The 23,078-nt window shown below is 37.3% G+C and carries 22 protein-coding genes and 1 tRNA gene; 10 read left to right on the top strand and 13 right to left on the bottom strand.

Annotated elements, in window-relative coordinates; genetic code table 11:
- Position 1 precedes the first annotated feature (1 nt).
- Positions 2–370 (top strand): hypothetical protein, encoded by a 369-nt coding sequence (locus R2Q77_RS04540; protein WP_316802517.1) that lies wholly within the window; start codon positions 2–4, stop codon positions 368–370.
- 87 nt (positions 371–457) lie between these two features.
- On the opposite strand, the gene R2Q77_RS04535 is transcribed toward R2Q77_RS04540, so the two are convergent.
- Together R2Q77_RS04535 and R2Q77_RS04530 are read right to left on the bottom strand one after the other, a co-directional pair.
- On the bottom strand, positions 458–1,765 hold the full coding sequence (locus R2Q77_RS04535) for a M20/M25/M40 family metallo-hydrolase (RefSeq protein ID WP_316802516.1): 1,308 nt from the start codon (positions 1,763–1,765) through the stop codon (positions 458–460).
- 81 nt (positions 1,766–1,846) lie between these two features.
- A complete protein-coding gene (locus R2Q77_RS04530; protein ID WP_316802515.1) occupies positions 1,847–2,980 on the bottom strand; it encodes a DUF4407 domain-containing protein in 1,134 nt (377 codons plus the stop codon).
- A gap of 125 nt (positions 2,981–3,105) precedes the next feature.
- Here R2Q77_RS04530 and R2Q77_RS04525 point away from each other — a divergent pair, with 125 nt between their 5' ends.
- A complete protein-coding gene (locus R2Q77_RS04525) occupies positions 3,106–3,423 on the top strand; it encodes a rhodanese-like domain-containing protein (RefSeq protein ID WP_316802514.1) in 318 nt (105 codons plus the stop codon).
- Positions 3,424–3,534: 111 nt separating this feature from the next.
- Complete coding sequence (locus tag R2Q77_RS04520) at positions 3,535–3,732, top strand: DUF6358 family protein (RefSeq protein ID WP_316802513.1); 198 nt, start codon at positions 3,535–3,537, stop codon at positions 3,730–3,732.
- Here the strand turns inward: R2Q77_RS04520 and R2Q77_RS04515 are convergent.
- On the bottom strand, positions 3,710–4,741 hold the full coding sequence (locus R2Q77_RS04515; RefSeq protein ID WP_316802512.1) for a dipeptide epimerase: 1,032 nt from the start codon (positions 4,739–4,741) through the stop codon (positions 3,710–3,712). The genes R2Q77_RS04520 and R2Q77_RS04515 overlap by 23 nt on opposite strands.
- Positions 4,742–4,822: 81 nt before the next feature.
- Here R2Q77_RS04515 and R2Q77_RS04510 point away from each other — a divergent pair, with 81 nt between their 5' ends.
- On the top strand, positions 4,823–5,959 hold the full coding sequence (locus tag R2Q77_RS04510) for a hypothetical protein (RefSeq protein WP_316802511.1): 1,137 nt from the start codon (positions 4,823–4,825) through the stop codon (positions 5,957–5,959).
- Between the two features lie 64 nt (positions 5,960–6,023).
- Entirely contained in the window at positions 6,024–7,007 is a 984-nt protein-coding gene (locus R2Q77_RS04505; RefSeq protein ID WP_316802510.1) for a hypothetical protein, read from the top strand.
- 19 nt (positions 7,008–7,026) lie between these two features.
- Here the strand turns inward: R2Q77_RS04505 and R2Q77_RS04500 are convergent, their stop codons facing one another.
- The 3 genes from R2Q77_RS04500 to R2Q77_RS04490 are packed head-to-tail and all read right to left on the bottom strand — an operon-like array spanning position 7,027 to position 10,139.
- Positions 7,027–7,638: a rhomboid family intramembrane serine protease gene (locus R2Q77_RS04500; protein WP_316802509.1), complete on the bottom strand. Its 612-nt coding sequence runs from the start codon at positions 7,636–7,638 to the stop codon at positions 7,027–7,029.
- A gap of 5 nt (positions 7,639–7,643) precedes the next feature.
- Positions 7,644–9,383: a M14 family metallopeptidase gene (locus tag R2Q77_RS04495; RefSeq protein WP_316802508.1), complete on the bottom strand. Its 1,740-nt coding sequence runs from the start codon at positions 9,381–9,383 to the stop codon at positions 7,644–7,646.
- Positions 9,384–9,407: 24 nt separating this feature from the next.
- Positions 9,408–10,139: a hypothetical protein gene (locus tag R2Q77_RS04490; RefSeq protein WP_316802507.1), complete on the bottom strand. Its 732-nt coding sequence runs from the start codon at positions 10,137–10,139 to the stop codon at positions 9,408–9,410.
- Between the two features lie 59 nt (positions 10,140–10,198).
- Between R2Q77_RS04490 and pepT the strand changes: the two genes are divergently transcribed.
- Positions 10,199–11,452 (top strand): peptidase T, encoded by a 1,254-nt coding sequence (gene pepT, locus R2Q77_RS04485; RefSeq protein WP_316802506.1) that lies wholly within the window; start codon positions 10,199–10,201, stop codon positions 11,450–11,452.
- Positions 11,453–11,519: 67 nt separating this feature from the next.
- Here the strand turns inward: pepT and R2Q77_RS04480 are convergent, their stop codons facing one another.
- Positions 11,520–11,948 (bottom strand): hypothetical protein, encoded by a 429-nt coding sequence (locus tag R2Q77_RS04480; protein WP_316802505.1) that lies wholly within the window; start codon positions 11,946–11,948, stop codon positions 11,520–11,522.
- A 61-nt stretch (positions 11,949–12,009) separates the two neighbouring features.
- Between R2Q77_RS04480 and R2Q77_RS04475 the strand changes: the two genes are divergently transcribed.
- Together R2Q77_RS04475 and R2Q77_RS04470 are read left to right on the top strand one after the other, a co-directional pair.
- Entirely contained in the window at positions 12,010–12,876 is an 867-nt protein-coding gene (locus tag R2Q77_RS04475; protein WP_316802504.1) for an aldose 1-epimerase family protein, read from the top strand.
- A 287-nt stretch (positions 12,877–13,163) separates the two neighbouring features.
- Complete coding sequence (locus R2Q77_RS04470; RefSeq protein WP_316802503.1) at positions 13,164–13,538, top strand: hypothetical protein; 375 nt, start codon at positions 13,164–13,166, stop codon at positions 13,536–13,538.
- Between the two features lie 152 nt (positions 13,539–13,690).
- Here R2Q77_RS04470 and R2Q77_RS04465 read toward each other — a convergent pair whose 3' ends face one another.
- The 3 genes from R2Q77_RS04465 to R2Q77_RS04455 all read right to left on the bottom strand — a co-directional run bounded on the left by R2Q77_RS04465 (position 13,691) and on the right by R2Q77_RS04455 (position 16,976).
- Positions 13,691–13,999, bottom strand: coding sequence for an RNA-binding protein (locus R2Q77_RS04465; protein ID WP_316802502.1), 309 nt, complete (start codon positions 13,997–13,999; stop codon positions 13,691–13,693).
- Positions 14,000–14,282: 283 nt separating this feature from the next.
- Entirely contained in the window at positions 14,283–15,620 is a 1,338-nt protein-coding gene (locus tag R2Q77_RS04460; RefSeq protein WP_316802501.1) for a paraquat-inducible protein A, read from the bottom strand.
- A gap of 30 nt (positions 15,621–15,650) precedes the next feature.
- Positions 15,651–16,976, bottom strand: coding sequence for a paraquat-inducible protein A (locus R2Q77_RS04455; RefSeq protein ID WP_316802500.1), 1,326 nt, complete (start codon positions 16,974–16,976; stop codon positions 15,651–15,653).
- A gap of 366 nt (positions 16,977–17,342) precedes the next feature.
- Between R2Q77_RS04455 and R2Q77_RS04450 the strand changes: the two genes are divergently transcribed.
- A complete protein-coding gene (locus tag R2Q77_RS04450) occupies positions 17,343–18,623 on the top strand; it encodes an ATP-binding protein (RefSeq protein WP_316802499.1) in 1,281 nt (426 codons plus the stop codon).
- Between the two features lie 146 nt (positions 18,624–18,769).
- Here R2Q77_RS04450 and R2Q77_RS04445 read toward each other — a convergent pair whose 3' ends face one another.
- Positions 18,770–20,275, bottom strand: a complete 1,506-nt coding sequence (locus tag R2Q77_RS04445; protein WP_316802498.1) for a serine hydrolase — start codon at positions 20,273–20,275, stop codon at positions 18,770–18,772.
- Between the two features lie 112 nt (positions 20,276–20,387).
- Positions 20,388–21,548: a transglutaminase domain-containing protein gene (locus R2Q77_RS04440; RefSeq protein ID WP_316802497.1), complete on the bottom strand. Its 1,161-nt coding sequence runs from the start codon at positions 21,546–21,548 to the stop codon at positions 20,388–20,390.
- Positions 21,549–21,691: 143 nt separating this feature from the next.
- On the opposite strand from R2Q77_RS04440, the gene R2Q77_RS04435 reads away from it, so the two are divergent.
- A complete protein-coding gene (locus R2Q77_RS04435; RefSeq protein WP_316802496.1) occupies positions 21,692–22,879 on the top strand; it encodes a winged helix-turn-helix domain-containing protein in 1,188 nt (395 codons plus the stop codon).
- A gap of 126 nt (positions 22,880–23,005) precedes the next feature.
- Here the strand turns inward: R2Q77_RS04435 and R2Q77_RS04430 are convergent.
- Positions 23,006–23,077: transfer RNA gene (locus R2Q77_RS04430), tRNA-Arg, on the bottom strand.
- Position 23,078: the final 1 nt, after the last annotated feature.

Below are 23,078 nucleotides of genomic sequence, written 5' to 3'. Positions count from 1 at the left end.
TTTGAAAAAGTCAAAAATAAGCGCTTGTCTTATTTTGTCTTCATTCCTTTTTTTAGTTACTTCTTGTTCAACCATTAAAAACGATACCGAAAAAACATATAATCAGTTTACTTATTTCAGAAGTTTTAGCCTGGAAAAAGATTCCATAAAATTTGTTTTTAAAAATCCTCTAATGTGTCCTTTGCGGATTAGTATTGGGGCTGAAGATAAAAACCTGGAAAATGCTTTTGGCACCCTGCTGCTTAAAGAAAAGTACTTTAATGTGCTCATTCCAAATGAAAAAAATGGATTGGTATCTGTGCCTGTAAATTTTGAGCCTAACATTAAAGGAAATGATTTGAGTAAAGGAACTCAGGTACGCAGGCATTAGTTCTTCCTTTATAAAACAAAAAAGCCGGAAACCCTATGATCAGATCTTAGCGTTTCCGGCTTTTCATTTCAGCCACTATACCAAAAATTATTCTTTCAGTTTAGGGATTCTTGTTGGTGTATCTGTTCCATTCACAATCGTGATTGCACTTTTTGCTATGGCTTTAATGGTTGATAAAATATTTTCTACATCTAAAGTACTGTATTCGTCTTTTACGGTATGGTAAAATTTATCTACGTCAATCTGGTCGGTACTGATGGTGTGTGCAGGCACACCCAACGCGGCAAGCGTTGCATTATCACTGCGGTAGAATAAATTTTGTTGCGGATAAGGATCTGGATAAAAAGTAAATTCTGTTCCGGTTAAGTTCTTCTGCAAAATTTTACCGAAATCAGATTTATCATAACCGGTTATAAAAGCACTATTCTTTCCAAACTTTGAATCTTTACCAATCATTTCGATATTAAACATTGCAACTACTTCATCCGGATTTAATTTTTCAGAGAAATATCTTGCACCAAAACCACCAATTTCTTCAGCTGTAAAAGCGACAAAAATTAAGGTACGCTCATTGTTGTTTAAAGTTTTGTAGTATTTCGCAAGAGCAATCATAGCGGTTGTTCCTGATGCATCATCGTCGGCTCCATTTGCAATGCTATCGCCTTCCACAGATTTCATTATCCCTAAATGATCATAATGACCTGAAAAAACAACCAGTTCTTTTGCTTTAGATTTTCCAGGAATCATGCCCGCTACATTAAAAAGGGGCATTTTATCTACTTTACTCTTCACATCAGCAGTGAAATCTGTTGCGGTTTCAACGCCTAACACAAAAACCTGTGCGGTAGGTTGTCCCGGATTGATGTCTTTTTCATCCAGGGTAGCAGGCCTGTCAATATAACTTTTATATCTTTTAAAATTTTCGGCAAATTTAGCATCAACTAAAACCAGCTGATTTTTCTTTGAATTAAGCGCAGCTCTAAACTGCTCAACAAAAGGTTTGTTTACATCAAGTTTAACAATTTCGGTATTGCTTTTATTAATACTTGTGCTTTCGGTGCTTACACCCGAAACCATTACCGAAGCGGGGTCAATTTCCTTGCCATCTATTTTAACGGATGTACTTAGTTTTTTGATCTGATATTTAGAAAAGCTCTGGCGAAAACCTGTAGCACCTGTTAATGGTTTTAAACCAATTTTTTTAAATTCCGACTCTATAAAAGTTGCGGCTTTATCAATACCTGGCGAAAAGGTTGCCCGCCCCTGCATTTCATCGCTGCTTAACGTTTTAATCAAGTGATCGGCATATTCTTTGGTTATAATTTTATCAATGTTCTGTGCGCTCAGTTGCAAAGTGAGAAAACTTGCAACAGCGAAAGAAAAAATTTTCTTCATGTGGTTATTTAATAAGGTGATTAGCGAATTAGTGTAAAAGTAATTTAAAAATTAAAAAAACGGAGTAAGTTTTAGGATATATTAACGTTCCGTTTCCTGATCCCAATCATATTTTTCCAGATCACGGTAGGCTTTACCTTTCAAAATTTCATTTCTCTTGGAAGTTTCAGAAGCTACACGGGTTTCATGAATGTTATCTGCAACTTCCATATGGAAATCCTTATCTTTTTTAGATTGATAAATCGCAACCTCATCACCATCAGAAGTAGCATAATCATAAGGACCTCTATTACTCATCAACTTCACAAACACAGGCAAACATTCAAAGAAAATAAACAGTAAACCAATAAAAGTAACCGCCAGTGCCGTATTATTATCTCTTGTACCGTCCGCATTGAATTTAAGTTGACCTAAAGCCCAGTTTCGATCTGCAAAACCCGCAATATTGGCTAAACTATCCTGTTGTTTTGCTGTAAATAACTTTTCTGTAAACAAACCATCAAACTGTTTTCTTTTATCGATAAAAGTTTCCGATTTGTTGATATTCACTTTTAAGCTATCCAGATCGGTTTCTCTTTGTTTTATTTCTGCTTCTTTACGTTTGGCATAAGGCCCATAACCCATCACGCCTGATGTTTCGGTTGTTTTATTTCCAAAAATTTCAAAATTCAGTTTTTGCCTGTCAGATTTTATTCCCTTTTCTAATGAATCCCGGGTCGCTTTTTGCTGGTTAAGGCGTCCAAATTCTACCTGGTATTTATTTTCAAAGGCCTTATTCAATGTGTCTATTTTAGATCGTTGCCCATTTAAATAACTTACTTTTAACCGTTCTTTAATTTCCTTGTCAAAAATTTTAAGTTCTATTGGCCTCGAAATTACAATACCAATCATAATGGCCAGTAAAATACGGGGTGTAGCCTGTAAAAGTTGTTTATTGGTTGAGGCACTTTTATTAATGCTTGATACAATATAACGATCCATGTTAAAGATGGCAGCTCCCCATAAAAACCCAAAAAGCAAAGCAAAAATAACGGCCAGGTCATCACCTTTAAATACAAAATACATGGCATAGCCACCCGATAAGGCAGCAAAAAGCCCTGTAAAAAAGATTGTAGCCCCAATGCCAGTATATTTATTTTGTTCAGAAGGATATTTTTCGAGTGTTGGTATATGAGCGCCAGAGCAAAACCAGAAAAAGCGGTTCAGTTTGTCCATGATAATATTTTATAATTAAACGCCTGAGGTTTAAACATGTTACAAAAAATCTGAATATTGTAAGAAGTTTTTTTAGTCGGCTCGCTAATTCAGTTTTTTATATCTTTGTGCATACACAAAATAACATGAAAGAAATATCAGTACAAGAACTAAAACAGAAAATCGACGCTAAAGAAGATTTTCAATTGATTGATGTTCGTGAAACATTTGAATATGAAGTTTCTAACCTTGATGGAGAAAACATTCCTTTAGGTGGAATTTTAATAGAAGCAGATAAAGTTGCTAAAGATAAACCTGTTATTATTCAATGCCGCAGTGGTAAAAGAAGTGCTGCTGCAGTAATGCAATTAGAGCAACAATATGGTTTCGATAATCTTTACAATTTAAAAGGCGGAATTTTAGCCTGGCAAGAAGCTTTTGATCCTAATATGCCTGTTTACTAAATAATGATCGGATTTTGAATGAGTGAATCTTAATAAGCAATGTACTATTTGCTCATTCAAAATTACCTGATCATTTATTTTTATAATTTACTTTTTACTATACTTTACACCGTGGGCAAAAAATTCGCATTAAATATTTTCTATAACCTGGCCATTATCCTGTCTATTTTTGGATTGGTTTGGTGCTACAACAACGGAAAATACATTCCGGCTGCATTTTTAGTGGGCACAGCTGCTTGCTTAATTTATTTTAAAATTCAGCTTACAAAAGAAATCCGGAAATCTTTTAAAGAAAAAGATCCGGAGTAATGCCTTCTAACCCCAATCCCGGTAAATCGTTTAAAATGTAACGTCCATTTTCAAATTCCGGGTTTTTAAAAGGATTATTTTTAGTAAGCCAGGGACCATCCAAATCGGCCCAATTGCATAATGGAGCCAATGCCGCTGCCGCCAGGGTAGCACAACTGGTTTCGCTCATGCAGCCAATTAAAACTTTCATTCCAAAACTTCTTGCTTTTAAAATCATCTGATGGCCTTCATACATGCCACAACTTTTCATCAGCTTTACATTAATGCCATGGTACACGCCCTTCAGTTTATCCATATCGGCTAAACGTTGCACAGCTTCGTCGGCCAGTAAAGGAACAGGACTTCTTTCTGTTAACCAGGCATTTCCGTCAGGGTTATTCTTATCCATTGGTTGTTCAATTAAAACAACACCCTTGGCATGTAGCCAATAAATTAAATCAATGGCGCTGATTTTATCCGTCCAGCCCTGATTGGCATCTACATACAAAGGTACATCGGTTAAACTTCTTATGGTTTCGATAATTTCCTGGTCGTTATCCCGGCCTAATTTTACTTTAATTACTTTAAAGGCTTCAGCGTCCTTCAGTTTCTCCCGGATTACTTCGGGGGTATCAATACCAACGGTATATGAGGTAACCGGCATTTTCGATAAATCGGCACCATAAATTTCATAACAAGGTTTATTTAATATTTTACCGTAAATATCATTCAATGCAATATCAATAGCAGCCTTTATTGCTGGCTGTCCCGGAGCCAAACTATCCAGATAAGCGATAATCTCCTTGAAATTAAAAGGATACTGGATTTTACTCCAATCTATTAAACTCAGAAAAGCATTTGCACTTTCATAACTTTCGCCCATGTAAGGCACCATAGAAGCTTCCCCGTAACCAATAAAATTTTCATACTGAACCTTTAAAAGCATCAGTGGTGTGCTGGTACGGGTAAATTTAGAAATAGAAAAAGGATGTTTTAATTCGAGCTCAAATGGCTTGCAACTTATTTTCATTATCAATCGTCTATAAAATAAATAGGGTAAAATTTCCCTGACTGAAGTATATTTGTTTATTAACGCAAATCGACACCTGCCATGAAAAACATTTCAAGATTACGGTATTTTATTTATTTATCCTTAATAATTATTGGGGGATGTACTACAGGGAAAAAGGCCTTACAAAAAGGCGATTATGATGCTTCCGTACTGAAAGCTGTAGGGCGATTACAAAATTCTCCTAAAAATGCCGAGGCCATCCAGGTTTTATCAACCGCTTATAACTTATCTTTACAAGACCATTTAAGGAGAATAGAGGAAGCCAAGTTATCTGCCGACCAATTTAAATGGGAAGCCATTATATACGATTATCAAAAAATTAATCAGCTTGCTGATGAAATTAACAGTTGCCCTGCTTGCTTAAACGTAGTGGCAAACCCAAGTAAATATGTTAAAGAACTTGCCGATGGTAAGTATAATGCAGCAGCCTCAAGGTATAATTCGGGGCTATCTTTGTTGCAGGCAAACAATCGTTTAAATGCTAAAAATGCGTATTACGAATTTGAAAAAGCGCAAAATTATTACCCTAATTATAAGGATGTTAAAGCCAAATTGGAAGATGCTTATTGGGCCGCTGTAGTTAGAGTTGTGGTGCAGCCTATTTTGGTAAACAGCCGCACGTACAAATTGAGTGCAGACTATTTTCAACAACAAATTGATCGTTTTATAGAAGATTACCAAAGAAATAAGTTTGTTTTGTTTTATTCAGAGCAACAGGCAAGCAGCCAAAAAATACAACCAGACCAGGTTTTGAGTTTAAATTTTGATGATTTTGTTGTTGGTGAAACTTATGTTAAAGAGCGGGTAGAAAAATTAAAACGTGATAGTGTGGTTGTAGGCGAAACAAGAGACAAAAAAGCAGTTTATGGAACCGTTAAAGCCACTTTAAGTATTTTCGATAAAAAGGTTTCTTCATCAGGCTTATTGGATTTAACCATTACAGACTGGCAAAGTCAAAAAATAATCAGGCAACAAAAATTCCCTGGAACTTATATCTGGCAAGACAGCTGGGCAAGCTACAATGGCGATGACAGGGCTTTAAACAATCAACAACTTGCCATGTGCAGAAGAAAGGAAATTATACCACCGCCACCCGGTGCGCTATTCCTGGAGTTTACAAAGCCTATTTACAACCAGCTGGTTAATTCCATTACCTACTTTTATAACAATTATTAAGAAACTGAACCTTTTATAATCCAAAAGTTAAAATAATGCGCTGTTGCAAAGCCATAAAAATATAATGGCTAATATTGCAGCAATGAATACCGGCTTATACAATCCCTTCCAAAAATTCGATTTTTTATATAAAACCTGCTTTTTAAGCGGCGAAACTTTTAATTCTCCGGTTATTCAGGTCCCTTTAATTCCTAAATGGCTTTTAGAACAGGCAGGTTTAACGGGAGAAGAACAAATTCAGTTTTTGGATGAAAGCATCCGCTCGTATAACACTTTGGTTATTCCGGTAAACAGTGAGGTTAATGAGCAGTTCTTAAATCCGTTGGAAGCGAAAATAGAAACGGCTTTTGCACAGGGTTACAGCGCCGTATCAGCATTGCCACCACTGGATTTATTTAATTGGATTGGTAAGTTCTTATACGGTTTTGTTTACATCGAAATGCATTCTGCCTTAAGAAAAGAAATGACAGCAGATGGTTTAAATATGTCGCAATCTTTAATGATGAAGTTTGGAAACCTGAATTTCATGATGCAGAACCTATACACCAGCTTAGAATTTGAAGATTTTACACCCTGGTCTATCACCGTCGTAAAACTGGAAAATGAAAATACACCTTTTAGCTTCCGCGACGAAATTAACACCCTGACTTTCTCTTTAAAGATGAAAGATTTTGGAATAATAGCTTGTTTACAGGATAATGGAACCAATAAACGATATCATCAGGATATTGTTAATGAGGCAGAAGCAAAGGCTTTAAGTGCTGAACAATTTGAAGAGTTAAGCGCCCGTTTTTATTATTCGGCCTATTTGTTTAATCGGCTGCCTGAATATACTTATATGCCCGTTGAAGGCACAACCTATATTGAGGCCATGCCGCTACGCGGCAATATGACTAAACCTCTTTTTGATGTTTGGCAGCATAAAATTTATGCACAGGTACTGGAAAATTTCTGGAAACCCTGGGGTTATGTCGTTTTCGAAATTATTAAAAATCCGGAGCAACCTATGAGTTTCTTCGAAAAACCTTATTTACCGGTGGCTGGGTAAACTCTTTTTAGCTGGCATGTTATCGGCCTGTTAAAGCCGTAAAGAAATTTTGTAAAATTCCGGGAACAAAAATAATGGTAAAAATTAAACCTGTAAGTGCGCCAAAAAAATGTGCATCGTGGTTAATACTGTCTCTCGAATTTCTGGAGGCATAAGCACAATACACCAAATATATTACACCAAATACTACTGCTGGAATTCCAATTGGAATAAACATAATATAGATTTTAGACATTGGGTTGAACAATATGTAACTAAAAAGGACCGCACTGATTGCCCCAGAAGCCCCTAAACTATTGTAATGAAAATCGTCCCTATGCTTAAAAATTGTTGGTAAATCACTTAAAATCAAACCTAAAAAATAGAGCAAACCAAATTGCCAGCTTCCCATTAGCTGTTCTAATGTAAATGCAAAGGCAGCAAATGTAAACATGTTAAAAAACAGGTGCATCCAATCTTTGTGGATTAAGCCACTGGTTATAATGGAGTAAACTTTATGGCCTTTTGCTACACTGTAAGGATGAAGCATAAACTTGCCATAAAGGCCATTGTCGTAAAATGCGTAAAGACTTGTAACAACGGTAAAAACAAAAATGATGGTGGCAACCGGGGCTGCGTTTAGGTATTCCATTTGGCTTATTTTAAATCGAGTTTTACGTTGCTGGTTAAACGTGCTACTGGATATCTGTTATGTGTTTTCTCGTAATAATCAGAATTTTTATAGACAAAATCAAGCTGTGCAGCTCCATTCTTTGCAAATGCCTCATCTGATGCTTTCTTTTCGTCGAGTTTGGCCTTTAATGAAGGGTTATTTTTAAGAATTCCTGTTGCAGTATCTTCAAATACATATGCTGAATAATGCTCTTTCATATCCAGTATCGAATCAAAAAAGTTCCAGTTGAAGAAAGAATCTGTGGCCTGTGGCTCTAAAGTTTCTACCACATAACGGTTAACCGGTTGATTTACATACACTACATAATCTCCCGCATAATATTGCAAAGTTTGTTCAACAGGGTTTATTTTAACAGCCGAATGCAGGTAATGTCCCTCATACGGACGTGCCGTAGTTTTAAAGTCGGCGATATAATAACTTTCGACGGCAATTTTAACATCTGATTTTAATTCCTCCAGTTTAACACCATTAAGCTTCAGCAAGGTGATAACTTTATCCCAGGCTTTTGGAATAATATAAGCAATGGGTTTTTTCACTGTTATTGCCGGTTCAAATTTATTCCATTCTTTAATGGTTTTAGTATATGGTTTATTTCTGTCGTAAAATAACCGGTCGGCCCCACTTACTGTGCTTGGCTTTTGTCCGGATTCAAACCCTTTAAAAGTCAAATCATTAACCTCACTTTTATTTAATTTCCACTCTAAAGGAAATTCTTCCTGTGCAGCAACAAACTCATCTGCCTTGTGTTTGTTTTCGCCTATAATTTTTGCATCACGCTCCACCAGGTTAATGTAAGTTTGTAATAGTTTGTAGGTTGCATCAACGCGTAAATCGTACGACTTCAGCATATGTGTTTCGGGCATAAAGCCAATTGTATTGTGTAACGTGGTGTATCCTGTTGAATAACGCGGCGACTCAATAAAACCGGTTATGCCACTTTCTGGCGTATCGTTTATAGAGTTTACATAAGGAATCATCGGGTAACCTAATTTCTCCATCCCTTTGTACAAATCGGGCACAAGTGTTTGGGTTAGGTAAGCCGAAAGAACCGCATTTAATTTATCCTTTTGCGTTGGGATTAAAGTCATTACATATTGGTAATCGGCCCCATTGCTCGTATGTGTATCTACAAATATTTCGGGTTTCCAGGTGTTAAATATGAGCTGGAAAGTAGCTGAATTTTTGGAATCTGTTTTAATAAAATCCCGGTTTAAATCCAGGTTTTTGCTATTCCCTCTGAAACCATAGGCAAGCGGGCCGTTTTGATTGGCTCTTGATGTTCCGGTTCGGTTAAAACTACCATCAATATTATAAAGAGGTATAATACAAATTACCACATCCTTCGGCAGCTTATCGGTTTTAAGTAAATCGCGGGCAAGCATCATGGAGGCATCAACACCTTCAGGCTCTCCCGGATGAATGCCGTTGTTGATCAGTAAAATGCGTTTATTCTGCTTTCTAATTGCTTCAGGGTCAAATAATTTATCTTTTGATAAAACCAGCAAATGCAGTGGTTTCCCGAAATCGGTGCTACCATAGGTTAAGAGTTTGGCCTGGGGGTAGGTTTTGGCAAGCGTTTCATAATAATCAATTGCCTCGCCATAGGTTGTTGTTTCGGTTTTATTACTGTGTTCGTAAGGAGTTTGTTGTGCCATTGTATTCAGCGTTAGGGAAAGCAGCCAAAGCACGAAGATTTTTCTCATGCAATTATTTATTGAGTAATTTGTTTACAGCGATTTGCGGTAAACCTTAATATTTCCAAAGAAATACCTAAATCCAATACTATACACATTGTACGTATCAGGGTCGTAATTCTTAAATTTGGTTGATGGATCATTGTATCCATCCAATCCTTCGCCAAAAGTATAATTACTTTGCGCATTAAAATTTATTACATATCGTGGATATCCGTAACCATCGTTAATAAAAAAGTTGATTCCTATATTTATAGGCACCCACAGGTTTAAACTTTTATCTTCTCCCGGAAAAGGACCATAACCGGGATCAATAGCGGCCCATGAAGGCTTATAACGCACAATCTGGGTGATGTTGTTGCCGATTGCCCCAACGCCAACGCCCATGTATAATCCTTTAATATAATTTAAAAAGTCGTTCCTTTCATAGTTTACAAACTCGCCGATCATAATTTTTCCACTCAGCGCAATTGAACTGTATTGATTTACAAACTGCCTGTTATGGGGATCGGTTACAATATCTCCTCCCTGTACCAAACCATACTGGGCTTCGATGCCTCCAGTTACAAATGGGGTAAAATGATGATCGATTACGCCGTAAAAGGTATGCCCCCAGCTTCCTTTATAAACATCGGTGCTGGAATGATTTATACCTGCTCCGAAGCCGCCTGACCATTTAAAATAGTTAGATTGCGCTGAAGAATATTGAATTGAACACAAAAATGCAACGGCTACAAATGTAATTTTCAGTCGTTTATCAAACATATCTTTTTTTCACAAAAATAATATGTTTATTGAATATCTATAACTTTTACCTTTGATTTATGAGCACATATAAAAATTTTAACAATTCGATAGAGACCAGATTTATTAAATACGCTAAAATAGACACTCAATCTGATCCTAATTCTCCAACCTGTCCATCAACAGCAAAACAAAAAAACCTGGGAACAGCGCTTGTAAAAGAACTTTTGGAAATGGGCATTACCGATGCGCAAATAGACGAAAATGGTTATGTATATGCAACCATAGCCGCTACGTCAGAAAAAAACATACCGGTTATTTGTTTCTGCTCGCATATGGATACTTCGCCCGATTGTAGCGGAGAAAACGTAAAACCAATTATTCACACCAATTACCAGGGCGAAGATTTAATTTTGCCTGATGATAAAACCATAATTATAAAACTGGCCGACCATAAAGATTTAAAGCATCAGCTGGGAAACGACATTATAACGGCCAGTGGTACCACATTATTGGGTGCCGACAATAAAGCCGGTGTAGCTGAAATTATGGAAGCTGCCCACTTTTTGATTAAAAACCCAGACATAAAACATGGTACCATTAAAATTCTTTTTACGCCTGATGAAGAAATTGGACGTGGCGTAGATAAGGCAGACCTTAAAAAACTTTCGGCTGATTTTGCTTATACCATTGATGGCGAAACTTTGGGTTCTATTGAAGATGAAACCTTCTCTGCCGATGGTGCAAATTTAATTATTCATGGCGTAAGCACGCACCCCGGTTTTGCTAAAGGAAAAATGGAAAGTGCCATTAAAATACTTGCAGAAATTTTGGATAGTTTACCAAAAGACCGTTTAACACCCGAAACCACACACCAAAAAGAAGGTTTTATTCATCCTGTTGCCATAAAAGGGCAAGTAGAACAAGCCGAAGCACAATTTATAATCCGTGATTTTACAGATGAAAAATTAGCGGAGCATGGTCAGTTTTTGGAAGAAACGGTAAAAAGTGTAATGCAGAAATACCCCAATTCTACGTACCAGCTAAACATTAAAGCGCAGTACAGAAATATGAAGCAAATTCTGGATCAGTATCCTAAAATTGTTCAATACGGTATTGAGGCTATTGAACGGGCAGGTGTTGTGGCAAAACAGCAAAGTATCCGCGGAGGTACGGATGGTTCAAGACTTTCATTTATGGGCTTGCCATGCCCTAACATTTTTGCCGGCGAACATGCTTTTCACAGCAAACAAGAATGGATAAGTGTTCAGGATATGGAAAAAGCAATTCAAACCATTGTTAATATTGCCTGCATCTGGGAAGAGAATAGTTAACCTCAAATTAAAGAGATTGGACTTCGGCATGCTCTGTAAGTTCAATCTCTTTGGTTAAAAAAAGAAACTAATAGGAAGCCTGTCCAATATCCAGTCTACTTATCTTTCCGGCCTTATTAATTTGAAATTTAAAGCAGGTTTTAAAATTGCCCCATTGGTCTGAGTGAAAATCGCCATATACATCAAGCCCGTTATTTTCAACCTTATCAATAGTCGTAAACCGTTCGTGTCCAATTGCCTTTTTAAAGAAATTATTAAACTGTACCTGGTTTCCATCATCATATAAAACGGCATCTTCGGCGCATAAAGCAAACCAACCCTTACTATCGCCTTTTTGCAAAGCAACAATAGCTGCTTTTACTTTTATATTGGGTAACTTATTTAAATCTAAAACCATTTGATCCAATTTTATTTGGTTCTTTTCTGAGTTATTAATTCCCTTCTGCAAATAGGGCATTCCGTTTTTAACAGATGCATTTTTTTTGTAAATGGGCACCTCCCAAATTTAATAAAAAAGTTTTTTTAAAGCTCGTCTTATTTGTTACTTTTAAAATACAATGATAACCTTAGAAAACAACTATTTAAAAGTAACCCTGGCAACCAAAGGTGCCGAACTTCAAAGCCTGTTTAGTAAAGAAACCGAAATAGAATATTTGTGGAGCGCAGATCCTAAATATTGGGCAAAACATAGTCCGGTGTTATTCCCTATTGTTGGATCTTTAAAAGATGAAAGTTACATCTACAAAGGGAAAACGTATAATTTGCCACGGCATGGTTTTGCAAGAGACCAGGTTTTCGGCATCGAAAAACAAAGTAAAACTGAAGTCGTATTTACGCTATCGCAAAGCGAGGAAACCTTAAAGGCTTATCCTTTTCAATTTGAACTAAAACTTAAATATCAAATTATAGACAGAAAACTTAACCTCACTTACGAAGTTATTAATACTGGATCAGAAGAGCTGTTGTTTTCTTTAGGCGCACATCCTGCTTTTGCTGTACCAAATACGCCTAATACCGTTTACGAAGATTATTACCTCGCCTTTAACAGCGATGATAAATTAACCTACTGGAAATTGGATGCAGGTTTGGTGGCGAACGAAACAGCCAATGTTGAGCTTGGCGGGCATAAATTAAATTTAGAGCATAATTTGTTTTACAATGATGCTTTAGTTTTTAAAAACATGCAAAGCAATTGTATTAGTCTTTTAAATACCAAAAATGAATTTGGCTTACACTTTCATTTTGAGGATTTCCCTTTCTTTGGTATTTGGGCAGCGCCTGATGCACCATTTATTTGCCTCGAACCTTGGTGTGGCGTTGCGGATTCAGTAAATCATAACCAACGGCTGGAACGCAAAGAAGGGATCAACAGGCTTGAAAAAGGTAAAAAATGGTCAAGATTTTGGGAAGCAGAGTGTTTTTAACACCTTGTATAACCTGAAGTGCCCAAACAAAGGATCATATTGTTGACAAAAAAATCCATTTAATAAATAATTCTGTCTCTGCCCAAAATGATTTTTCCGAGCCTGGAACCTACCGGTAGTTTATGTGTCAGAAAAAACACCTAAAACATTGTTACCGTGTTGTTTTCAATCAAAAAAATAATTCAAAAACAGACCTGTTTTAGTTAGCAGAAACCGTGTTTTATTACACCGAAGAGCCTTTTTGGCATAACCTTTGAATATAGCAGCGTACATCAAAAATACCCTATATGAAAAAGACAATTCAATTTTTAGGCCTATTCTTAATCGTTTTAACGGTTATGGCCTCGTGCAAAAAGGATACCGACCCGGCAGACAAAGACTTTTTTGTTGGCACCTACAAAGGATCTGTATCTTACAACAAAAATAGCCAAAGCATTACCAGTTCTGATGGTAAGGTTACGGTAAGTAAAGTTGGGGAAACCTATAATTTCTATTTCGGAAATAATATTCCTGATATTACTGGGGTTAAATTCGAAAAATCGGGAGATAATTCTTACGTGAGCATAGGATCAGGCTTAACTGGTATTACGATTAATGCAAGTTCACTCAAAATGCTGGTCAGTAAAGATGGTGCGGTCTGGACAGCAGACTGTTCAAGATAATCCATTAAAAAAGGCTTACCATCGGTAAGCCTTTTTTAATATTTTATTCAGCTATTTCAGAGAGTTGCTTGGTAAATGACTTCAGTATTCACTTTAAAAAACCCGAAAGTTCAGAACGAAGGGTATTCCTGAACTTAAAAGTTTAAATATTTCTACAATCTTGCCCTCTTTTTCTTTGACGGATCCATTACCTTTTTATATACAGGATTTTTAGGCGGCAGTTCTTCACAAATTTTTACGGTTATAGTATTTCCCCTAAAAGTTTCGCCATTTAAATTATCGATAATGTTATTTGCCGCAGCAAGGTCAACAATTTCTAAAAATGCAAAGCCTTTACATCTTCCTGTTGCCCTATCACGCACAACTTTTATGGTATCTATCTGACCATGAATACTCACATGGATTGCTAAATCCATTTCTTGTATATTATCCGGAAGGCCACCAATAAAGAGTTTGGTCATAAATAAATATTTGAGCGTTATTAGCCGTTTATTTCTTAAATATTTTTTTAACGAAGACTTTAGAAAAATATTATGTTAAACCAATCAAATATTGATAAAAATAATATTGTTTTTCTATTGAAATCTTTTCGTGAGCAAGATACTTGTTTTTTTAAAAAAACAGTATCAAAAAGAGTGTTCTATCTACAATAGCCAAACAAAACAACAAAAATGATATAAGTCAGATATAGATGCCCGGCAAATGGATAAAAACCTTCTTTAACATTTAAGGTTAACCACCTCATTATTCGCAAGGGCCATTTTGTTCATCAATCCGTTTGAGTAAAAGAGAAAGAACCTTTGCATAGGCTACATAAGCTACAAATACAAAAAAGCCAAGCTGTAAAGCCGAATTGTTTGCAGTAACCGTTTTAAGTGTTTCATTCTCCATATTTAAACCTGAGAGTTGACTCTTCAAAATTCCATTAAGGCCAATGTAGGTCATGGCTATACCCACTACCATAACATCTGCCATATCCCATTTACCCAAGTCAAAGGCCAGGAAACGAAGCACTTTGCGGCTGCCAAAAAGATGCCCACAGGAAACATGAATACCTCTTGCTATAATACGCAACAAAGGCAGCACCACTACAAAAACCAACAGCAGTACACCAACAACTACCGCATCGGGCTTTGGCTGCTCAATCAATGTACCTATAATGCCCAATATGCTCTTACTCTGAAAGAAAAGGACTTGATTGGTAAAGGCAATTTTATCACCCATCAATGCAAATTCGAGACTTTGTATCCGGGCATCCACTTCTATTATTGGTGAGCTAACGCCTACAGCAAGCAAAACAACGGCAAACAACAGCGACATTACAAACAGCGGAACATGCAACTGTACCCTTTTTCGTAAAAACAACCACAAAAGCAACGCAATAATTACACAGCCAAGCATCCCCAGGGCACATTGAAACCCTGCTTGCTTAATTTCTGCCAGCCTTGCTTTCACCACGTGATCATAAGCTTTTGCATCAGCAACATGATACTTACGGTAAATATTACGTTCAACGGTAGTAATGGTAGTGTCTGTACTGTCGTAAGTTTGTTCTTCCAACTCATCAACCTTACTACTGGCTATGCCTTTAATTCTTTTCAGGCTGGTTGGACTGGTTACTTTTAGCACTATTGTTTTGGCAAATGAAGGCACCAGTGCATGAAGCTCTTTTACATCTACAAAACTATTAAAGGCAAGTTTTTTGAGCTTGCCTCCAATGCTTTTCTGGGGTTTTGTAATTTTAGATACAGCCTTATTTACCAAGCCGTGTAATTCTTTTTCAACCTGCTCCCGCATTTCAGTTTTCTGCTTCGCTGTTAGGTTAAAGCCTTTTACCCTTCGGTCAACCACTGCCGAAATCTTCTCTCCCCATTTGTCAACTGAAAATATTCCGAAGGTAATGTTGTTAGATAAGCTGTAATCCTCTTTAATCTGCTTTTGTTCAACAGCAAGTGTATGAAAACGGTAGCCAAAAAAGCCTGCAGCTACTAAAAGGATACTAAGTCCGGCGATGAGCGCAAAAGAAGCTATCCGACCGGGTTTACCAGGAATATGTTGAGGTTTATGTGTTGTTGTTGCCATAAATTTTAATCAAGGTGCAATAAACGGGCTTTAATGGGCATCATTTGGTGTAATAAACTTCAGTATTGTAGAAAGAATAAGTCCATAAAGCACAAAACTGATGAATATAATATATCCCGGTTGCAGGGCAGTGTTATTGGTAGTAAGAATGGTTAATGAATCATTCTTAATATTAAGCGCCTGAAGCTGTCCTTCCAGCAAACCATTCAGGCCGATATAAGCCATCAGGATGGCAATTACGATTACATCAGCCATGCTCCACTTGCCCGATTGGAACGCGAAGTACTTAACAATGCCATTTTCAGCCAGTCTTTTACCACCCAGCAGGTGTATTCCGGTTGAGCTTAGTTTAACCACCGGAAAAAGTATACTAAATACCAATATCAATATCCCCACTAAAATCGAATCAATGCCCGGTTGCCCAATCAGCACCCGAACCACATCCATAATGCTTTTGCTTTGAAAAAACAGTACCTGATCTTCAAAACGCACATGCTCGCCCAGCAGTACAAAATCAAGCGACCGGATGCGGGCATCTACCTCAATCATTGACGCTGTAAGCCCCACGGCCAGCAAAATAAAGGCAAAAAGCAGCGACATAACAAAGAGCGCAACATGCAGGTCGCGGCGGCGGCGAAGTCCCCACCAAAAAGCAAGCACAACTACAATACAGCCAAGCATACCAAAAGAATAACCATAGGTTTGTGTGCGGATATTACCAAGCGAAGCGACCAGCTTTTTATTAAGCTCCCCGGTAGAGGTTACCTGGTATTTCTGATACAAAGCCTTTATCACCTTACTATTGGCCAAAAATGCACTATCCAATTTTTCTTCATTCGCCAGTTCATTAAATTCGCCAATGGCCATTTTACTTAACTGATGCTTATTTTGGGGATTGTCTACCTCGGCTATAATCTTTTTAGCAAAGCCCGGCACCTGTGCTTTTATACTATCAGTGTTTACAAAATTCCGGATTGCAAACTTCTGAATTTTTCCACTCAGTGTTTTTTTTGGTTTATTTACCAACGCTTCGGCTTTGTTAATTAAGGCTATTAATACTTCTTCAACTTCTGTTTGCAGCACTTTTTTTTGTTTCCCGGTCATCTTTAGGTTACGTACCTGATGATGTACAATTCTGGATACATTATCTTTCCAGCGCTGTACCGAGAACAGCCCGTAGGTAATGTTGTTGATGTTGGAATAATCTTCCTTAATTTGCTCCTGTTGATCGGAAAGCTGGTGCAACCTGAAGCCGAAATAACCTTCTGCACCAAGCAACAATGCCAGTACCAGGATGAGCAGCAGCTTAGGAAGAAAAGACTTTTGTGCTGAGTTGTATTTTTTTTGTGTTTCCAAACTAATCCGTTTTAATGGTATGCCTGTTTCGTTTGCTGCCCGCCTTAAAGCATAAACCATCAAAAGCAATAAGGGCATTTAATGAGCACAACATTGAGCAGCTATTGGCAAATAAAACCAACAAACTACCAAAAAGGTTTTTAAAAGACAAAAAATATCATAAAACTGCCATAAACGACCAATAGACTACATTTTTAAACCCTTAAGCAGCCGCTTTGGGGCTTAAATGGACAGGTGGAAAATCCATGAATCCCAATCACACCTTTAAAAGGAATAAATACCGGGTACAAAACAGGATAAAAATTATTCCACCGGCCAAATATTACTAAGTAAATTAGTAAATTGCAAACTCTTTAACAGAATTGTATGGAAAATAAGGTAAGCATCAACAATAACAGTGTAGATTTTTCTGGAATTACTAAAGATTATATGGAAGCCATATCAGAATTGATCTGGAATGGTTTTGATGCCGGCGCAACAAATGTTAATCTTATATTCGACACCAATGAAATTGATTTCATTCCTTCTATCGAAATTATCGACAATGGGAGTGGTATTAACCTTAATCATTTACATCAAACTTTTGGTGCTTTTTTAGATTCGTTGAAGAGAGGTGCAGAACATCGTTCATCTTATATAAGAGGTAAAAAAGGAAAAGGTCGTTTCTCTTTTATTGCTTTTGCCCAAACAGCCATCTGGGATACCACTTATTTTGATGAAACCTCTGGCAATTACATTAATTACGAGGTAAGCATTCATGCGGCTAATAAAGATTTCTACCACGATGACCACCAAAAGATGTCAACCGTAATGCAAACCGGTACAAAGTTGAAATTGATTAATCTTTTTGGTGTTACGGCCTACTCTTTTTCCGCTGAATCTTTTATTAACTACCTTAAACACGAATTTGGATGGTTTCTGCTGCTCAATAGCAAGCAGCAGTTTAAATTGTGTATTAACGGTGAACCCATTGAGTATGATGATATTTTAGCAGACCATGAGCGTAGTGAAACGGAAATTTCAGATGCCTCTGCCTCGCGCTTCAATTTTACAATTACCTTTGTTCGCTGGAATGAAAAAATTGGTGATAAGTTTTACTATTATTTTTTAAACAGTGATAAAAAAGAAGTTTTTAAACAACTCACTTCTTTTAATAACAATGCCATTAATTTCTACCATAGTGTATATATCGAATCAGACTATTTCAACAATTTCAATTTTAATGATGTTGAACAGAGTGGAGATTTATTTGGTTCGAACCCGCAAAGCCCAATTTTCAGACAGTTAATTAAGTGCCTTCAGAAAATTGTTAGCTTGAAGCAAAAGGCCTTTGTTAAAGAAAATGCGGCAGTAGAATTAATCTACAGGTTTGAGCTTAGCAACAGCTTGCCTACATTTGGGTTAAGTGAAAAAGAAGGACAAGCCAAACAACAATTTATTGAGGTAATAAAGGAGCTTTACTGCATTCAACCCCGAATATTCAAGGGGCTTAATGATCTTCAGGAACGGTTAATCCTAAGCCTGATTCATTTACAATTAGATAATGTCGGATTCCTGATCCCATTAATCGAAAATCTGATTCCACTTAATGACGAAGAACGGCAAAATTTAAATCGCTGTTTCACACAAACTCAATCAATAAATTAAATCAAATTTATAATCCGATCAACAAATTTTATGATCTAAAAGATCGTCGCCTCCTGGAATTTTAGTGCCTTTCAATAAAGTTCTGTTTTGAAAATTGGTTATTATTAAGCATTTAATTTGTAGGTCAATAATTAAAAGGCAAACAATTACAGTTTCTTTGCATGGATCGTTGGCCCTTGTGTAAAAATCATTTCCTTTATCAAGCCATGCTCATCTTTTACAAACTCCATTCTTGCCTGAATTACTTTAAAAAAGAATTTGTTATTTGTTTCTGCAAAAGCTTCGATTCTGGATTGCCCGGTTGCCTGAACATAAAGCTTCTTACCCTCCCGGCTAATGGTTAACACAAGTTGTGGCTTAAGCTGGTATTTTCCTAAATAACTATCCAGGTCGTTATCTGAAACTTCGGCAAGCGTAATTTTTTTGGTTTTATTTAAACCTTTAAACCCGTATACGGTAGAAATGCTGTTGATTAGCTCCTGAATAATTTCTCCATTATCTGAATTTACCATCACTACCAAACCATTTCCACCCTCTAAACTTCCGTAATATCCGCCTCTGAACCCTTCATTTGCAGCCCCGTGACCAAAGTATTTCACGCCATCATAATCTTCGATAAAAACACCTAAGGCAGCTCCGTCCTTATTCATATATGGATTGAGGCGTAAGCGGGTACTATTCTGATCGAGTACCTTACATGATTTCCCTTCATAGGAAAGCTGCGTTTCAATAATATATTTAGCTAACTCTGTGGGGTTAGTCCATAAACCAGCGGCAGCTTGCTCCGGATAGATATGATATTTACCAGGAATCTCTTTACCATCCACATCATAACCGTTTGAGAACAATTCTTTTCTCACTTTTAAAGGCGGTTGGGAGAAAGTACTATTAAACATTCCCAAGGGTTTTAACACCTGCTCAGCCAAATACTTTTCATAAGGTTCTCCAGCAATATCTGTTAGCATCAATTGAGTAATGGTTACTCCCCCTCCCGAGTATTGCTGCCTCACCCCAGGAGGCGACACAGTCCGTACGGCATCAGAATTGGCAGGCGATTTACCGTCTAAAATCTCTATTAATGAAGGGAGCGGCTTCCCTTGCTCATAACCACCAAAACCATGAACATTTAACCCAGCAGTATGACTAAGTAGGTTTGCCGTATTAATTTTCTTCCCGTTAGACAATGAATCATATGGAAATTTCCAGCTTTTCAGATAGTCATTAATATCTGCGTATAAATCCAGATTGCGATCCTTAAAAAGTTTCAATATTGCTACGCCATTTATTGATTTACTGATGGATGCTGCCTGAAAAAGTGTTTGATCACTTACAGGAATTTTCAAGGCTACATTAGCCATGCCATAGGCTTTTACAAAGTCTATTTTATAATCTTTTATTACCGCAATGCTCAGGCCGTTTACCTTATAGTACTTCATTCGCTCCTGCAAATTCATTGGTCCGGAATCCCCAGTCTGAAGATTTTCTGTCAGACCATTTTCAACCTGCCTGATTCGATTTTGCACTGTTGACTGTGCAGCTGACTTGCTAAAAATGAATAATGAAAAAGCTAAGGCCAGTTGAATAAAAAAATGAAGTGGTCTCTGCCTGATAATCCTGAGGTTATTTATTTCGATAGAATTTTCCCTTTTCATAAGTGTTTTTAATTAAGAAGAATCAGGGTGAAAAGTTACATACAATTATAAATTGATTAATTAATTCAAAATACTTACAAATACCAATATTTTCTATGCAATCCGTTATTAATTATTTAGGCGTTGTCCAGAATAAATTAGGGTTATTTGTTTTATAATTAACGAACTTAACCCCGGTTTTATCGTAGGTAGTTTCTTTTTTTTGTGGCCCCTGAACAATGCCATCTAAGGGAAGCAACTCTACATATTCAATTTGTTTTCCTTTGGTCCAGGTTTCAGTATCATACTGGCTTACCAGAGGCGTTTCCAAGCGGTAAAGGTTTTTTGCCATATAGGTTTGCAAATAATATTCTTTGGTTTGAAGTGAAGTCCGGTTCCAGTTAGCATCTGCATTCAGCACCAAAGGCATGCCTTTAATTAATCTTTCCCTTACTTCCTGTATACCAAGCAAACCTCCTTTTTCATCCATCACATAAGAATCGAAGGTTGGATCAATCCAGATCCATTTGTTCAGATCCTTGATATATACCATATTTATTACATGACAATCATCAAAATTGGTTTCTTTGGGCATGCAGGTAATATACCTGGAAGTAATTCCCATAGACAGGTAACATTCATTCAGAACTGTTGCCAGCATCCTGCAGTTTACGCCCCGGTTTTCTTCCCTGCACACCTTTATAAGGTCTATTGCATTTTTAAGGGTTGGATTATTGCTGCTCCCATCGTGCCTGATCAGGTTATGCACCCAATGCAACAGATTGAAAACTTTCGAGAGTTCGTTTCCCTTGCCCGCAACAGAATCGAGTTTAAGGTCATTTCTAATTCGAGCCAGGTTTGGATCGTCCATAGATTGGTAAGTAAAGTCCGGAACCTCACGCTGATCGGATAAGTTATATTTGGCAGCTTTCCGGAGCGTATCCAGATAAGCTATAGGTTGTCTGTTGGGTGCTTTTATATCATACTTTACCTGGGTTCTTGCCGTATCTTTTCCGTTAACCAAAATAATAAAATCGTACTGCCCAACTTTGGGATCCACATTAAAAGAAATTGATTCTAAATCGGTATAGAAAGTTACCTTTTTAGCTGATGTTGTGTAAACATCCAGTTTTTCCTTAGGCACAACCGTCCATGCATTTTTGCGTACCGGATAATTATCGTCCTTAATATCCACGCTTAGGGAAGTTGCTTTTATAATTGGTAGTTTTTTCTGGGCCTGCAGCGTAATTACAGAAAAGAGTAATACCAGAATTGCGGAGAATTTGATTTTCATTTTAATTTAGAGTTTAAGGATTAAAATAAAGACGCTTAGAACCATTTGAACGTTGCATCAAATCAAAAATAATAATTCAATATTAAAAACCGTTATCCTCTGATCATTTTCGGCACTTGTAAATTTTGACTATTTTTATTCTAATGGAACCAGTTAATATTTCTAAATCGTTGGCGCGCAGAATCATCCTTAATGCAGCCGGACTTGCGCGCCCTGCACAATTTGGTTATGGCATATCGGCAGTTTACAAGCTGATTAGCCACCTTGGTTTTGTGCAACTGGACACCAACTATGTAGTGGAGCGTGCTCACCATCATATGCTCTTTACAAGGGTGCCTGATTATCAGATCCGGTGGCTTGCTGAACTTTGCGAAGAGGGCAAAATATTTGAATACCTTACTTCTGATGCGGGTTATCTCCCAATGGATGACTTCCGCTTTTCCCTCCCGATTAAAGAGGCCTTTAAAGCAAATAGCAAAACATTAGATAAGCCAATGCTCAACCTGATGGAAGAGATTATGGATAGAGTGGAGCGTGATGGACCGGTGATGGTTGGAGATTTTGAAAACGACAGGATTGAGGCGAGTACAGGATGGTGGGATTGGAGGCCGGCAAAGATTGCCTTAGAAAGGTTATACTTAGAAGGCCGATTGATGATTACGCGTGACCGGAAATTCCATAAATCATATGATGTACCTTTGAATCTCGTACCAGAGGAGACCAACCTTTCGACCCCAACTGCAGAAGAATTTGCAAGGTTTGTCATCCGAAAAACACTGAGCGCGCTGGGAATTGCTTCGGTAAAAGAAATTGCCTGGCGTGCCAGGCGTGTAAAGGGCAACCTGGTCAAAGTTGAATTGGAAAAAATGGTTCAAAAGGCTACAGTTATATTGGTTAATGTGGATGGGATAAAAGGTCAATTATATATGCTTGCGGAGCAAAAATTAGATATAGATATTTCAGATGAGGTTTTCATTCTTTCCCCCTTTGATGTCGTAAATGTTTTCCGCCATAGGCTTTTCGGTTTTTTCGGGTTCGATTACCAGATCGAATGTTTCGTACCCGCGCCTAAACGACGCTATGGTTACTTTTCGCTTCCAGTGTTGGCAGGAGAAGTATTTATTGCCAGAATGGATGCCAAAGCTGACCGAAAAAAGAAGGTCCTCATGGTACATAATATCCATTTCGAGGAGATTGAAATAGACAAGCAGGTATTAGCAAAGTTTATAAACGCACTAAAGTTGTTTGTAAGTTTCAATGAATGTCATGATATTACCTTTGGCAAGACCAATAAACAGCATTACCTGGATGCAATTAAATCAGGATTCTGATTCGCTGAACCGCCACCTAAAAGAATTTAATTCTTACGATTTGAAAATTATGAAGACTTACGGTTAGTTCCTTTTCTAAGACTAATAAAAAAGCCAGCAGTTATACATAACTACTGGCAATAAGGGTGGTCCCGACGAGAATCGAACTCATATCTAAAGTTTAGGAAACTTCTATTCTATCCGTTGAACTACGGGACCT

Origin of the sequence: Pedobacter nototheniae (genome assembly GCF_032678625.1) — a bacterium.
GTDB classification, from domain to species: domain Bacteria; phylum Bacteroidota; class Bacteroidia; order Sphingobacteriales; family Sphingobacteriaceae; genus Pedobacter; species Pedobacter nototheniae_A.
The sequence above is the reverse complement of the archived record's forward strand: the minus strand, read 5'-3'. Positions and strand labels throughout refer to the sequence as shown.

What these genes read in the sequence shown, in the direction of transcription:
- R2Q77_RS04535 (WP_316802516.1), bottom strand. Translation starts at nt 1,765, where the DNA reads ATGAAGAAAATTTTTTCTTTCGCTGTTGCAAGTTTTCTCACTTTGCAA.
- R2Q77_RS04530 (WP_316802515.1), bottom strand. Translation starts at nt 2,980, where the DNA reads ATGGACAAACTGAACCGCTTTTTCTGGTTTTGCTCTGGCGCTCATATA.
- R2Q77_RS04525 (WP_316802514.1), top strand. Translation starts at nt 3,106, where the DNA reads ATGAAAGAAATATCAGTACAAGAACTAAAACAGAAAATCGACGCTAAA.
- R2Q77_RS04515 (WP_316802512.1), bottom strand. Translation starts at nt 4,741, where the DNA reads ATGAAAATAAGTTGCAAGCCATTTGAGCTCGAATTAAAACATCCTTTT.
- R2Q77_RS04510 (WP_316802511.1), top strand. Translation starts at nt 4,823, where the DNA reads ATGAAAAACATTTCAAGATTACGGTATTTTATTTATTTATCCTTAATA.
- R2Q77_RS04505 (WP_316802510.1), top strand. Translation starts at nt 6,024, where the DNA reads ATGGCTAATATTGCAGCAATGAATACCGGCTTATACAATCCCTTCCAA.
- R2Q77_RS04500 (WP_316802509.1), bottom strand. Translation starts at nt 7,638, where the DNA reads ATGGAATACCTAAACGCAGCCCCGGTTGCCACCATCATTTTTGTTTTT.
- R2Q77_RS04495 (WP_316802508.1), bottom strand. Translation starts at nt 9,383, where the DNA reads ATGAGAAAAATCTTCGTGCTTTGGCTGCTTTCCCTAACGCTGAATACA.
- R2Q77_RS04490 (WP_316802507.1), bottom strand. Translation starts at nt 10,139, where the DNA reads ATGTTTGATAAACGACTGAAAATTACATTTGTAGCCGTTGCATTTTTG.
- pepT (WP_316802506.1), top strand. Translation starts at nt 10,199, where the DNA reads ATGAGCACATATAAAAATTTTAACAATTCGATAGAGACCAGATTTATT.
- R2Q77_RS04475 (WP_316802504.1), top strand. Translation starts at nt 12,010, where the DNA reads ATGATAACCTTAGAAAACAACTATTTAAAAGTAACCCTGGCAACCAAA.
- R2Q77_RS04470 (WP_316802503.1), top strand. Translation starts at nt 13,164, where the DNA reads ATGAAAAAGACAATTCAATTTTTAGGCCTATTCTTAATCGTTTTAACG.
- R2Q77_RS04465 (WP_316802502.1), bottom strand. Translation starts at nt 13,999, where the DNA reads ATGACCAAACTCTTTATTGGTGGCCTTCCGGATAATATACAAGAAATG.
- R2Q77_RS04460 (WP_316802501.1), bottom strand. Translation starts at nt 15,620, where the DNA reads ATGGCAACAACAACACATAAACCTCAACATATTCCTGGTAAACCCGGT.
- R2Q77_RS04450 (WP_316802499.1), top strand. Translation starts at nt 17,343, where the DNA reads ATGGAAAATAAGGTAAGCATCAACAATAACAGTGTAGATTTTTCTGGA.
- R2Q77_RS04445 (WP_316802498.1), bottom strand. Translation starts at nt 20,275, where the DNA reads ATGAAAAGGGAAAATTCTATCGAAATAAATAACCTCAGGATTATCAGG.
- R2Q77_RS04440 (WP_316802497.1), bottom strand. Translation starts at nt 21,548, where the DNA reads ATGAAAATCAAATTCTCCGCAATTCTGGTATTACTCTTTTCTGTAATT.
- R2Q77_RS04435 (WP_316802496.1), top strand. Translation starts at nt 21,692, where the DNA reads ATGGAACCAGTTAATATTTCTAAATCGTTGGCGCGCAGAATCATCCTT.